The organism is Bradyrhizobium sp. CIR18 (genome assembly GCF_014198295.1).
In the GTDB taxonomy this organism is placed as follows: domain Bacteria; phylum Pseudomonadota; class Alphaproteobacteria; order Rhizobiales; family Xanthobacteraceae; genus Bradyrhizobium.
Genome location: NZ_JACIHF010000022.1, coordinates 1 through 11,462, shown reverse-complemented (window position 1 = coordinate 11,462; position 11,462 = coordinate 1). Strand labels below are relative to the sequence as shown.

Genomic DNA, 11,462 nt, shown 5'->3' with positions numbered 1-11,462 from the left:
GGCCTTTGGATTGGGGCGGGGGACATGGGCGACATCGCCGGTCATTTCGGAGAGTGATCGTGGGCACGGCGCGCGAAGAGCGCGCCTTTGCCCACCCTACGGCAGCCGTCTTTCGGGCCGGACTACGCCACCTTCACGCCGTCGATTGCGACGATGCGCAGGCTTGGCTTCAGCGTTTCTTCCAGCTGCGACTTCAGTTCGTGAACGCGAGGGTCGCTCGAACGCTTCGCACAAACCGCATATTGATGGACCGATTGCGCCAATGCGCGGCGCGCTTCCGGCGTACGCGTCACTTCGGGCCTTGCAAGCCGCCGAACGATCGCGGCGAGATTCACCAGCATCTCGTCCAGGGCGACATCGATGGTTCCAATGTTAGGCATCACGCACTCCCTCAAGAGGGCAACAGCGGCTCCAGGCATGCGTTCCGGGCTCGGCCGAACATGGCTAACGCTTCGTAAACGTCTTGTTCTTGCCGATCGCGGCGCTAGGCTGGGTGCGAAACAAGAAAATTCGGGGGAGGGACCTGCCATGGATCGACGCGACGTCCTGCGCGCCGCTGCTGCACTGCCGTTGCTGCGCGCTGCGTTACCCGGACCAGCCTCTGCGCAAACCTACCCCGCCCGCAACATCACCATGATCGTGCCGTTTCCGGCCGGCGGACAGGCCGATCTTGCGGCGCGGCCGGTGGCGATGGCGCTGGAGCGGATCCTCGGCAAGGCCGTCATCGTCGACAACCGCGCCGGAGGCGGCGGCGGTTCGGTCGGCAATGCCGCGGCGGCACGCGCCGAGCCCGACGGCTACACGCTGCTGATGACGTTGTCCTCGCTCGCGGTGCTGCCCGAGGCCGACCGGCTGTTCGACCGTCCCGCCGCCTACGAGGTCTCGCAGTTCATGCCGATCGCGCGCGTGCTCGCCGATCCCACGCTGCTGGCGGTGCCGGCGTCCGCGCCATGGAAGACGGCGCAGGATTTCGTCGAGGATGCCAGGAAGCGCCCGGGTCAGATCACCTACGGCTCGTCAGGGCCTTACGGCACGCTGCATGTGGCGATGGAGATGTTCGCGAGCAGCGCCGGCATCAAGCTGCTGCACGTGCCGTTCCGCGGCGCAGGTCCCGCACTCACCGCGATCCTCGGTGGCACCGTGCAGGCGATCGCGGCCGCACCGGGGACGCTGAAGCCGCAGGTCGACGACGGCAAGCTCCGCGTGCTCGGCAATTGCGGCGCCCAGCGCATCGCGAGCTTTCCCGATGTGCCGACCTTCCAGGAGCTCGGCTACAAGGACGTCGAGATGTACATCTGGGCCGGGCTGTTCGCGCAGAGCTCTCTTCCCGCGCCGATCGCGATCCGCCTGCGCGAGGCGATGGCACAGGTGATGACGAGTCCCGACGTGCTCAAGGCCTTCGAAACCTCGGGCAGCCTCGTCGCCTATCAGGACGCACCGGCCTTCGCCCAATTCGTCGCGACCGACAGCAAGCGGCTGATCGCGGCGGTGAAGAAGATCGGCAAGGTGGAGTAGGTTCCAGCGCCATTTTCACATTTTGTTGTTGGTCCAGAACCGGGTCCTGCCTCATTGATTGATGAAAATCGATGGGAATCGAGAAGGATCGGGACATGCGAACAGAGCGGATTGCGCTGGGTGTGGCGCTCGCGGTCGGCGGCATCGTCGCGCAGGGCGCTGCATTCGCCCAGGAATATCGCGGCACCATGGAACAGCAGATGGCGTGTACGCCGGACGTCTGGCGTCTCTGCAGCGACCAGATTCCGGACGTGAGCCGGATCACCGCCTGCCTGCAGCAGAACACGCCGCAGCTGTCGAGCGGCTGCCGCGCCGTGTTCCAGTCCAACAACCAAATGCCGCCGCAGCAGGTCCCACGCAATCGCGCCGCACCGCCGCGCTATAACAATGCGCCGCTGCCACCTCCGCAGCGTCCCTATGACGATTACGACGATTAGGCTTTGAAGAGCGCATGATCGGGAAAATTGCGCAGCGCTAAAGCATGATCCGGAAAAGTGCGAAGCGGTTTTCCGGAAAAGATCATGCGCAAACAACAACCTAAAGCGCGATGACGATTCATCCAGATCTCATCGCGCTTTAGGCGCGACGATGCGGTCGTGCCGCCTCGTTCAGCGCTCGGTCTTGCTGTCCGATTCAGGTCGTTGTCCAAGCACCATCCGCAGGACGACACCGAAGAGAATGGCCGCGACCGGCCAATGGAACCAGATCTTGTTGCCAGTGAAAAGATTGATCAGGATAAGGAAGGCCGACACCGTGAGGGCCGCTGCCAGCGGGCGGGGCAGCCTTGCGAGCCAATCCGAGACGACATTCGTCGCCGAAGACAGCTCGCGCCTGTCTTCGATCCGCGGAGCACGCGCTCTCTCTGAGGGAGTTGCGCTTTCCTCGATCGGGAAGCTCCCTTGTGCAGCAGCTCGGCCGCCCAGGGTCAGCCGATAGCTGGTCAAGGGAGCAATGTTCTTCAGGGGACGCTGGCCGAGGCAGTCGAAGCCGACGGACAGTTTGTTGTGCACCTGGTCGTAGACCGAGCTCGAGATCACGACGCCGCCGGGCTCGGCGAGCTCTTGCAGCCGTGATGCGATATTGACCCCGTCGCCATAGATGTCAGAGCCGTCCACCATGACGTCGCCGAGGTTGATGCCGATGCGAAACTGCATCGGGCTCGCCTGCGGCGCGTCCGCAGCCTGACTGGAGATCTCCTGCTGAATCTCGACCGCGCATTGCACGGCCTCGACGACGCTGGCGAACTCGGCGATCACGGCATCGCCCCAGGTATTCACGATGCGGCCGTCACGGCGCTCGACCAATCGCGCGATGGCGGTGCGGTAGCGGCGGAGCGTCTCCAGCGTTCCGGTCTCGTCTGCTTCCATGAGACGAGAATAGCCGTACACGTCAGCGCACAGCACGGTGGTCAGTCGTCGTTTCACCTTGTCGTCGGTCATCGGCGCCATGCTAGCCTCCCTGATCGGCAAATGCATCAGGGATCGTACCCGGTGCCGCCTTAAGGCCTGACCTCGCAGACATCGACCCATTCGGCGGCGGTCAGCTCGGCCATGCGGTCGGGCGTGATGCGCACCGCGCTGTGGGTCGAGCCCGCGGCCGGGACCACCACGTCGAATGCCTTCAGCGACACATCGCAATAGATCGGGAGCGGCGATTTCAGGCCGAACGGGCAGACGCCGCCGACCTCGTGGCCTGTGATGTCGGCGACCTCCTCCAGCCCCAGCATCTTCGGCTTGCCGCCAAACTGCGCCTTGACCTTCTTGTTGTCCATGCGCGAGGTGCCGGCGGCGACGATCAGGATCACGCGCTCGCCGACGCGCAAGCTCAGCGTCTTGGCGATCGTTCCGGGCTCGACGCCATAGGCTTCGGCGGCCAGCGGCACCGTGGCCGAGCTGATCGGAGACTCGATGACGGAGATGTCGGGGGCTTTCTCGGCGAAAAAGGCGCGAACGGATTCCAGGCTCATTCCGGGCAGCTCATTTCAGACTTGTGGGGGCGGCGATACCTAGGCAATCCCTGGCAGCTCGGAGAGCGCGCGGACACGGTGGTCCGGCGCAAAGCCGAGCTCGTCCATCTGGGTGCGGATCGCCTTGAACATGGTGAGCGGTGCCACGAGTTCGTTCTCGACGCAAGCCAGCGCCATCGCCTCCGGCGTCACCCGCTCGATCCAGGCGACATTCAGCCCGAACGCCTTCGCTCCCGCGACGTCCCAGGGGTTGGAGGACACGAACAGAGTCTCGCTCGGTGCGGTGCCGAGCACTTCCCCGATCAGCATGTAGGCCTCCGGGCTCGGCTTGAAGATCTTCTTGGCATCGACGCTGATGGTGGCATCGAGCAGACGGTCGAGCTTGGTGTTGCGCACCAACTCATTCAGCATGTCCGGGCTGCCATTGGAGAGGATGGCGAGCTTTCGCGGCTTGAGCGCGGTGAGCGCGCTTGTCGCGTCCGGATAGAGGTCGAGATGCAGATATTTCTCGATCACGCGCTCGAAGGTCTCGCTCTCATAGGCCAGCCCGAGCACGCGCAGTGTATAGGCCAGCGAGTCGCGGGTGACCGCGGCAAAGTCCTGGTAGCGCCGCATCAGCGAGCGCAGCCAGGTGTATTCGAGCTGCTTGATGCGCCAGACCTGCGTGATGATCTCGCCGTATCCGGGAAACGCATCCTCGGTGATTTCAGCGACCGACTGGATGTCATAGAGCGTCCCGTAGGCGTCGAAGACGACGGCTTTGATGGGCATCGGGGTGTCTTTCCGGGCCGTTGTGGGCACAAGAGCTTCGCTTGGGAGAGGACGCGTTGTCGTTAGCTTACCAAGGCACAGCGGAAGTTTGCCACTGCAGGTATGGCATCGAAGTGTGATCAACATCACAGAGCCAATGCTTGCCTTTCATCAGGCTCGACGTAGGCTGCGCACACTTTGATCGGGGCCTGCGATGGGCGCTCTTCGCTGGATTTCATTATTCTTTTTCATCTGGCTGACCTGCGGTTCGGCGCATGCCGAGCGTCGCGTGGCGCTGGTGATCGGTAATTCGGCTTATGAAAAGGTCGCGCGGCTCGGCAATCCCTCCAGCGACGCAGCACTCGTGGCGGAAACCTTGAAGGCTGCCGGCTTCGATCTTGTCGACCTGCGTCGTGACCTAAAAGTAGCTGATATGAGGCGGGCGCTGCGGGACTTTATCGAACAGTCCCGCGATGCCGAGGTTGCGGTCGTTTACTATGCAGGTCATGGCATCGAGGTTGATGGGGTCAATTATCTCGTCCCGATCGATGCTGTCCTCGAACGTGACACTGACATTTATGACGAGGCAATGTCGCTGGATCGGGTGTTAGTAGCGATCGAGCCTGCGAAAAAGTTGCGGTTGGTGGTTCTTGACGCATGCCGTGACAGCCCGTTCTCGAAGGTGATGAAGCGGACCCTCGCGTCCAGGGCGATTGGGCGCGGCCTCGCAAAGGTAGAACCGTCAAGCCCCAACACCCTGATTGCCTTCGCATCAAAGGCAGGTTCAACGGCGCTGGATGGCGATGGCAAGAACAGTCCGTTCACGGCGGCGATGGTTCACCACGTTACCAAGCCGGGTCTGGATCTGCGAAAGGCTTTTGGTTACGTCCGCGACGAAGTCTTGAAGTCTACCGCCAATAGGCAAGAGCCATATCTCTACGGCTCACTTGGAGGCGATGATCTATCGCTTGTCCCGGCAGTGGCGGCGCCGTCACCAACAGGACCGCAGGCTGATCCTCAGACGGCGATCCGAAGGGACTACGAGCTGGCGCTGCAACTCGGCACCCACGATGGCTGGGAAGCTTTTCTGTCTCAATATCCAGATGGCTTCTATGCCAACCTTGCGAGAGCGCACGCGAAAAAAATCGCCGCAGAAGAGGCGCGGGCAGCTGCCGCTGAAAAGGCGAGGCTTGCGGAGCAGGAGAGGGTTCGACTTGCCGCAGAAGGTGCAAGACAGTTCGAGATAGAAAAAGCAGCTGCGGCTGCCAAGGCTGCTGAAGAGGCCCGCATCGCTGCCGAGAAGGTCAAGCAGATCGAGCAGGACAAGGCTGCTGCCGCTGAAAGAGCTCGTCTGACAGCCCAGGAGAACGCGGCACGGGAACTCGCAATTCGTGAGAAGGCCTCGCGAGAAAAGAACCAGCAGGTCGCTGCTCTACCACCTCCCGTCGAGACGGAGCAGATCAGCCCCGATACAGCTCGCGCGCTGCAAGCCGAGCTACGTCGCGTGGGATGCAATGTGGGCGTTGTAGATGGCGTTTGGGGTGAGCCCTCGCAGAAAGCCCTCGACCTCTTCAACAAGCACGCCGGCATGAAACTGAATGTGAGCGTCGCCACTACCGACGCGCTCGACGCTGTCAAAAACAAGGGCGGGCGAATATGTCCGCTGATTTGCGAGAACGGCTACCGCGCAGAGGGGGACCGCTGCACGAAAATCAGCTGCCGCAAGGGCTACGTCCTGAACGACGAGAATGAGTGCGAGAAGAAGGGAGCGTCGCCTGAAGCAAAGAAAAAGCCAGAGCTGCAGCACCGCGAAGTAAGACCCTCTTCGTCCTCCGCCGTCACGCGCGCTGATGCGGCTCTATCTAACGGTACCTACCAGAAATGCATGGGCCCCATCACGGGATGTTACGCAAGGGCTATTCAGCAGATGGACCCGCAGAGAGCCAAAATCTGGTGCAGTCGGCAGCCGACGTGCTGAATCACCAAGGCGGAGAAAAATGAAAGTTGCTTGTGGTCGGGCTGTTGTCGGCTTAGTCGCGTTTTGAACTTGCATCAGCTCAAATGGATGGAGACGTTCCGCGCTCGAGGCGCAAGGCGTATGCTCTCAACGAGCGATTTGCTTTCTTTCCGAGTCAATTCTTAGGTAAAGTCTGACTTGATACTGAATCGAGGGGGCGGTTGATGTCGAGGATTTTTGCAGTTCTTTTGGTTGTGATGTGTTCGCTGGTGCTTGCGGTCGAAGCGAGGGCTCAGGTGCACAGTCCAGCAGCCAAGATGAGCTCTGACAGCGGACAATGTCCCACCGGAAGTTGCGCCATGGACGGTTCGGCTTTTGCAAAACACCGCAAATATTGTTCGCCAGCCAACTGTCTAAACAACCGTTTCAAGAGGAAGCAGACGCAGTAGAGTTTGCATGGTGTTCGATGCAACCATTCAAGCTAGCCAGTCGGCGCACGTCCCCGCCGCGACCAAGACGGTGCTGGCACTGGAGATCGTCGGCGAGGAAGCGTTCGATGCGCTCGGCAGCGCCACGCCGATCGGCCGTGTGGGCGATCCCTCCGAGACCGGCGCGGTGGCCGCGTTCCTGGCGTCCTCGGACAGCAGCTTCATGACCGGCGGCGAGGTCTTCGTCGATGGAGGCCTCGCGCAAGTATGAGGTCTTGAGCATGAGGGCTTCGGTCGCTCGATCGAAGCCCTCATGCGCTTTCGAAGGCGTGATGAGATAAGATCCGCCGAGCGCCCCGGCGGACGTGTGTTCCCTCCCCCCTTGTGGGGGAGGGCTAGGGAGAGGGGTAGCCCAGAAAAAGGCGCCGGCTGTTGACGATGCACAGCGCTCTAGGGTGCGCGACGGAAAGAATCTCCGAGTGGCACCCCCCTCCCTGCCCCTCCCCCACAAGGGGGGAGGGAACGGAGAGAGCGCTGCTATTGTCCGAGTTCGATCGACGTCAGCCCACCCGCTTCAGATCCCCAGCAGCTTGCGCGCGTTCGCCTTCAGCACCTTCGGCCGGATCTCGTCGCGGATCTCGATCTTGGCGAAGTCCGACAGCCAGCGGTCCGGTGTGATCACCGGCCAGTCCGAGCCGAACAGCATCTTGTCCTGCAGGATCGAGTTGATGTAGCGCACCAGGATCGGCGGGAAGTATTTTGGCGACCAGCCCGAGAGGTCGATATAGACGTTCGGCTTGTGGGTCGCGACCGACAGCGCCTCTTCCTGCCAGGGGAAGGAGGGGTGGGCGAGGATGATCTTGAGGTCGGGGAAATCGGCCGCGACGTCGTCCATGTACATCGGGTTGGAATATTTTAGCCGCATGCCCATGCCGCCGGGCATGCCCGAGCCGACGCCGGTCTGGCCGGTGTGGAAAAGCGCGACCGCGCCGCCATTGTTGATCTCTTCGTAGAGCGGATAGGCCATGCGGTCGTTGGCGTAGAAGCCCTGCATGGTTGGGTGGAATTTGAAGCCGCGCACCCCGTATTCCTCGATCAGCTTGCGCGCCTCGCGCGCGCCGAGCTTGCCCTTATGCGGGTCGATCGAGACGAAGGGGATGAGGACGTCGAGATGATCGGAGGCGGCCTCGATCATCTCGTAATTGTTGTAGCGGCGGAAGCCGGTCTCGCGCTCGGCGTCGACCGGGAAGATCACCGCGGCGATGTTCTTGGAGCGGTAGTAGGCCGCGGTCTCCGGCACCGTCGGCGGATGCTTGTTCGGCGACTTGAAATACTCCGCCATCTGCGCCTGGAAATCGTCATAGCCGTCGTCGGGATGGCAGCCGCAGGGCTCCTCGGCGTGGGTGTGGATGTCGATGGCGACGACATCGTCGATATTGGGCAGCTTCAGCTTCGGCATGGGTTTCCTCCCGACGGGTTGCCGAATTGATTATATCATATAACGAATTTGGCAAGGCGTCGTCGAAAGGACTGATTCCCTTGCGATAAATCGGGCCGATCCGGCCATTTCTACTGTGCATGGGGTTGTTTTCACGAATTTGCCGGTTCGGAACGGGGCAGTTAACATTGACATCACCTCCCGCCATGCCTTAAGAACCGCCCCGTCCCGGGCGGTCGTCCGCCGGCGGGAAAAATCTCATTTTGCCACATTCGCGCGTGCCGAAACGGTAGGCCGAACACGGCCTTTCGAACGTTCAGGATTCCGCCATGAAGGTCCGTAACTCGCTGAAATCGCTGCGCGGTCGCCATCGCGCCAACCGCTTGGTCCGCCGCAAGGGCCGGGTCTATGTGATCAACAAGGTGCAGCGCCGCTTCAAGGCTCGTCAGGGCTGATATTGCCCTGCCGGACGCCCGCGCGCGCCCCGCAAGACCACGGTCTCACACGAGTTTGACGCCGCCTTTGCTTTGCAAGGGCGGCTTTGCGCGTTTAGACTTTGACCATGGCAGTGAGATTCCTCTTCGCGCGCACCCTGTGTCTGGCCCTTGTGCTGGGAACCTCCGGCCTTGCTCCGGCCCTGGCACAGCAGATTGAGCCGCCCGGCAAGCAGAAGAAGCTCCCCGAGGCGCCGGCCAAGCTGCCCAAGGTCGATCGCAACAAGAATCTCGAATTCCTGTTCGGCGCGCTGAAGGCGGCGCCCGACGAGGCCAGCGCCAAGCATGTCGAGGCGCGGATCTGGGCGATCTGGCTGCAGACCCCGAGCGACACCGCTGCGCTGTTGATGGCACGCGCCAAGACCGCGGTCGACGCCAAGAAGATCGAGGTCGCGATCAAGCTCTTGGATTCGGTCATCAAGCTCCGGCCCGACTACATCGAGGCCTGGAACCGGCGCGCCACGCTCTACTACATGCAGAACGACTATGGCCGTTCGCTCGCGGACATCCAGCAGGTGCTGATCCGGGAGCCGCGCCATTTCGGCGCGCTCGCTGGCCTCGGCATGATCATGCAGGAGGTCGGCGACGAGAAGCGCGCGCTCGAGGCCTATCGCAAGGCGCTCGCCGTCAATCCGCATCTCGAAAAGATTCCCGACCAGGTCAAGGCGTTGACCGAGAAGGTCGAGGGACGGGATATCTAGCGCACGATCCGGACGCGGATAGTTTGATCATCTTCCGAGTGATGGCCGCCGGCGCCGATTAACCACGATCGGAAGCGCGGCATCGTGAGCACTATTGCCGGCGTCGCCGCAGGCCTACCTGCACGGCAGGAGCAAAAGCCATGAAGCGTTTGATCTTTGCGGGTAGCTTGCTGCTCGCGTCGGGGACGGTGAGCTTCGCCGATGGACTTTTCTGGGTGGTCGGCAACCGCGCCACCGGAAAATGCAACATCGTGACCAGCAACCCGGTCATCATCGGCGATATCTGGTTCGGCGACGGTCCCTACAAATCGAGGGCCGATGCCAAGCTTGCCCGTTCGACGATCCGTGCCTGTCCCGTGCCTACGCCGGACGAGGAAAAAGCCGAGGACGGCACGAACTAGCCTGCATCTAGTGCAGGGCGTTGCCGCCGCGCTCGACCAGGCCGCGATCGGCGGCTGCGGCGTAAGCCTTTGCAAGCTCCGATTCCAGGTGCTCGTTGATCAGCAGCAGCGCCCGCACGGCACCGCGCAGATCGCCGTTGCAGCTCGCCACGATCTCGTCGATCGCAGTGTCGTTCGATCTGAAGCTCATCGAAAATCCTCCGGTTCAAATCAGGACAAATCCTGCCGGTCTTTCCCGCATCCCCTGAGGTTGCCCCGGGGCCTGCGAGGAGGATCGGCGCCCACCCGCGCCTAGATGGCGGAACCGACCATGGCGATTATATGGAGGCCGCGATGGCGGCCCCATGAAGCTGTTCCGAGGCTTGCGTGTCCTCCTGGAATATTGTTGATTCTATTGAGTTTTCGCGTTCTTCAATTATGCACATATCCACAGCCCCGGCAGTTTCGGCGCAAGCGCGGAAGGCTGGCGGAGCGAAACTGCCGCCCATAATGCCCGTAACTGCCCTGTGCCCAGGATCACCCGGATTCTCTCCATGATCGTGATGTCAGTCGTGACGGCGCTGGTTCTGCTGGCGCTGGTCACGCAGGCTGGAATCGTCGCCGTGCAGCGCGCCTTTCCGCCGCAGGGCGGGATGGTCGAGGTTGATGGCGCGACGCTTCACGTCGTCGATATCGGTCCGCGCGAAGCAGGCCTGCCCATCGTGATGCTGCACGGCGCGAGCTCCAATCTCGAAGCGATGCGGCGCCCGCTCGGGGACCTGCTCGCCAAAGATCATCGCGTCATCCTGGTCGACCGTCCCGGCCATGGCTGGAGCACGCGCGCGCGGCGCGAGGATTCGACGCCGCAGGTCCAGGCGCGGATGATCGATGAGGCGCTTGGCAAGCTCGGCATCGATCGCGCGGTCTTCGTCGTGCATTCCTGGAGCGGCGCGCTCGGCGCGCGGATCGCGCTCGATCATCCCGGCCGCGTCGCCGGCCTGGTCATGCTCGCCCCCGTCACCCATCCCTGGCGCGGCGGTGTCGGCCGTTACAACGAGATCATCGCAACGCCGGTGATCGGTCCGCTGCTCGCCTACACGATCACCCTGCCGCTCGGCTACTTTCTGGCCGAGCCCGGCGCGCGTAACGTGTTCCTGCCGCAGATGATGCCGGATGGATTCGTGCAGGACTCCGCGACGCCGCTGCTGCTGCGCCCGCGCGAGTTCATCGCCAATGCCTATGATCTGGTGACGCTGAAGGAGGCGGTGACTGCGCAAGCCGCGCGCTATGGCGAGATATCTGCGCCGGTCACGATCATTGCCGGCGAGCCCGACAAGACGGTGAAGACCAACATCCACGCGCGCCCATTCGCAGCCATGGTGCCGCATGCGAAGCTGATCGTGCTGCCCGAGCTCGGCCACATGGTACAGAACGCCGTGCCGGAGCTCGTGAAGGCGGAAATCGAGACGATGATCGGGAGCATCGCCCCGGCACAGGCGGCGGCTGATTAAGCTTTTTCGCGCGAAGTGGCTGCACCCGTAGAGCTCTCGTAGGGTGGGCTAAGGCGCATTTGCGCCGTGCCCACGAGCTCTCGACGGCGGCGAAAGACGTGGGCACGCTTCGCTTTGCCCACCCTACGGCACCGTGCCTGTGTCGCCCTCTGTCAATCCGCTTCGCTAAAAATATTCCACTTTACCGAAATTCGGTTTCGGCGTATGTCTCACCCATCCCGGCTCACCCAAGAGGGGCGACTATGTGTCGTCACTGTCGCGAGCCGGGCTTGCGGTGGACGCGGCAGCGTCGGCACGAGAGGCGCGGGCAGGGCGGGTAGTC

13 protein-coding genes and 1 pseudogene are annotated in these 11,462 nt (G+C 62.5%); 8 read left to right on the top strand and 6 right to left on the bottom strand.

Going from position 1 to position 11,462, the window contains the following annotated elements:
* Window positions 1–122: 122 nt before the first annotated feature.
* A complete protein-coding gene (locus GGD65_RS36855; protein ID WP_183238366.1) occupies window positions 123–380 on the bottom strand; it encodes a hypothetical protein in 258 nt (85 codons plus the stop codon).
* Between the two features lie 148 nt (window positions 381–528).
* Here GGD65_RS36855 and GGD65_RS36850 point away from each other — a divergent pair, with 148 nt between their 5' ends.
* Both GGD65_RS36850 and GGD65_RS36845 read left to right on the top strand, forming a co-directional pair.
* Window positions 529–1,515, top strand: coding sequence for a tripartite tricarboxylate transporter substrate binding protein (locus tag GGD65_RS36850; protein WP_018321543.1), 987 nt, complete (start codon window positions 529–531; stop codon window positions 1,513–1,515).
* A gap of 95 nt (window positions 1,516–1,610) precedes the next feature.
* Window positions 1,611–1,952: a hypothetical protein gene (locus GGD65_RS36845; RefSeq protein WP_049815046.1), complete on the top strand. Its 342-nt coding sequence runs from the start codon at window positions 1,611–1,613 to the stop codon at window positions 1,950–1,952.
* Window positions 1,953–2,123: 171 nt separating this feature from the next.
* Here GGD65_RS36845 and GGD65_RS36840 read toward each other — a convergent pair whose 3' ends face one another.
* The 3 genes from GGD65_RS36840 to GGD65_RS36830 are packed head-to-tail and all read right to left on the bottom strand — an operon-like array spanning window position 2,124 to window position 4,252.
* Window positions 2,124–2,954 carry an adenylate/guanylate cyclase domain-containing protein gene (locus GGD65_RS36840; RefSeq protein ID WP_183238414.1) on the bottom strand — a complete coding sequence of 277 codons (831 nt, stop codon included), beginning with the start codon at window positions 2,952–2,954 and terminating at the stop codon, window positions 2,124–2,126.
* A gap of 59 nt (window positions 2,955–3,013) precedes the next feature.
* Window positions 3,014–3,481 carry a YbaK/EbsC family protein gene (locus tag GGD65_RS36835; protein WP_183238365.1) on the bottom strand — a complete coding sequence of 156 codons (468 nt, stop codon included), beginning with the start codon at window positions 3,479–3,481 and terminating at the stop codon, window positions 3,014–3,016.
* A 39-nt stretch (window positions 3,482–3,520) separates the two neighbouring features.
* Entirely contained in the window at window positions 3,521–4,252 is a 732-nt protein-coding gene (locus GGD65_RS36830; RefSeq protein ID WP_183238364.1) for a haloacid dehalogenase type II, read from the bottom strand.
* Between the two features lie 193 nt (window positions 4,253–4,445).
* On the opposite strand from GGD65_RS36830, the gene GGD65_RS36825 reads away from it, so the two are divergent.
* Together GGD65_RS36825 and GGD65_RS36820 are read left to right on the top strand one after the other, a co-directional pair.
* Window positions 4,446–6,209 carry a caspase family protein gene (locus tag GGD65_RS36825; protein WP_183238363.1) on the top strand — a complete coding sequence of 588 codons (1,764 nt, stop codon included), beginning with the start codon at window positions 4,446–4,448 and terminating at the stop codon, window positions 6,207–6,209.
* A 480-nt stretch (window positions 6,210–6,689) separates the two neighbouring features.
* A pseudogene (locus GGD65_RS36820) lies at window positions 6,690–6,887 on the top strand (SDR family oxidoreductase); the annotation flags it as partial.
* A gap of 303 nt (window positions 6,888–7,190) precedes the next feature.
* Here the strand turns inward: GGD65_RS36820 and GGD65_RS36815 are convergent.
* Window positions 7,191–8,075, bottom strand: coding sequence for a 4-hydroxyphenyl-beta-ketoacyl-CoA hydrolase (locus tag GGD65_RS36815; protein WP_018321552.1), 885 nt, complete (start codon window positions 8,073–8,075; stop codon window positions 7,191–7,193).
* A gap of 308 nt (window positions 8,076–8,383) precedes the next feature.
* Between GGD65_RS36815 and ykgO the strand changes: the two genes are divergently transcribed.
* From ykgO to GGD65_RS36800, 3 genes are all read left to right on the top strand, one after another.
* Window positions 8,384–8,509 carry a type B 50S ribosomal protein L36 gene (gene ykgO / locus GGD65_RS36810; RefSeq protein ID WP_006611362.1) on the top strand — a complete coding sequence of 42 codons (126 nt, stop codon included), beginning with the start codon at window positions 8,384–8,386 and terminating at the stop codon, window positions 8,507–8,509.
* A gap of 107 nt (window positions 8,510–8,616) precedes the next feature.
* Window positions 8,617–9,249 (top strand): tetratricopeptide repeat protein, encoded by a 633-nt coding sequence (locus GGD65_RS36805; RefSeq protein ID WP_026202572.1) that lies wholly within the window; start codon window positions 8,617–8,619, stop codon window positions 9,247–9,249.
* Window positions 9,250–9,389: 140 nt separating this feature from the next.
* Entirely contained in the window at window positions 9,390–9,650 is a 261-nt protein-coding gene (locus tag GGD65_RS36800; RefSeq protein WP_026202573.1) for a hypothetical protein, read from the top strand.
* A 7-nt stretch (window positions 9,651–9,657) separates the two neighbouring features.
* On the opposite strand, the gene GGD65_RS36795 is transcribed toward GGD65_RS36800, so the two are convergent.
* Window positions 9,658–9,840, bottom strand: coding sequence for a hypothetical protein (locus tag GGD65_RS36795; RefSeq protein ID WP_038972834.1), 183 nt, complete (start codon window positions 9,838–9,840; stop codon window positions 9,658–9,660).
* Window positions 9,841–10,183: 343 nt separating this feature from the next.
* Between GGD65_RS36795 and GGD65_RS36790 the strand changes: the two genes are divergently transcribed.
* Window positions 10,184–11,140: an alpha/beta fold hydrolase gene (locus GGD65_RS36790; protein ID WP_183238362.1), complete on the top strand. Its 957-nt coding sequence runs from the start codon at window positions 10,184–10,186 to the stop codon at window positions 11,138–11,140.
* The last annotated feature ends 322 nt before the right edge of the window (window positions 11,141–11,462 follow it).

Excerpts from the sequence above, each read along its gene's own strand:
- GGD65_RS36830 (WP_183238364.1), bottom strand. The coding sequence starts at position 4,252 with ATGCCCATCAAAGCCGTCGTCTTCGACGCCTACGGGACGCTCTATGAC.
- ykgO (WP_006611362.1), top strand. The coding sequence starts at position 8,384 with ATGAAGGTCCGTAACTCGCTGAAATCGCTGCGCGGTCGCCATCGCGCC.
- GGD65_RS36805 (WP_026202572.1), top strand. The coding sequence starts at position 8,617 with ATGGCAGTGAGATTCCTCTTCGCGCGCACCCTGTGTCTGGCCCTTGTG.
- GGD65_RS36840 (WP_183238414.1), bottom strand. The coding sequence starts at position 2,954 with ATGACCGACGACAAGGTGAAACGACGACTGACCACCGTGCTGTGCGCT.
- GGD65_RS36795 (WP_038972834.1), bottom strand. The coding sequence starts at position 9,840 with ATGAGCTTCAGATCGAACGACACTGCGATCGACGAGATCGTGGCGAGC.
- GGD65_RS36825 (WP_183238363.1), top strand. The coding sequence starts at position 4,446 with ATGGGCGCTCTTCGCTGGATTTCATTATTCTTTTTCATCTGGCTGACC.
- GGD65_RS36815 (WP_018321552.1), bottom strand. The coding sequence starts at position 8,075 with ATGCCGAAGCTGAAGCTGCCCAATATCGACGATGTCGTCGCCATCGAC.
- GGD65_RS36790 (WP_183238362.1), top strand. The coding sequence starts at position 10,184 with ATGATCGTGATGTCAGTCGTGACGGCGCTGGTTCTGCTGGCGCTGGTC.
- GGD65_RS36850 (WP_018321543.1), top strand. The coding sequence starts at position 529 with ATGGATCGACGCGACGTCCTGCGCGCCGCTGCTGCACTGCCGTTGCTG.
- GGD65_RS36855 (WP_183238366.1), bottom strand. The coding sequence starts at position 380 with ATGCCTAACATTGGAACCATCGATGTCGCCCTGGACGAGATGCTGGTG.
- GGD65_RS36835 (WP_183238365.1), bottom strand. The coding sequence starts at position 3,481 with ATGAGCCTGGAATCCGTTCGCGCCTTTTTCGCCGAGAAAGCCCCCGAC.
- GGD65_RS36800 (WP_026202573.1), top strand. The coding sequence starts at position 9,390 with ATGAAGCGTTTGATCTTTGCGGGTAGCTTGCTGCTCGCGTCGGGGACG.
- GGD65_RS36845 (WP_049815046.1), top strand. The coding sequence starts at position 1,611 with ATGCGAACAGAGCGGATTGCGCTGGGTGTGGCGCTCGCGGTCGGCGGC.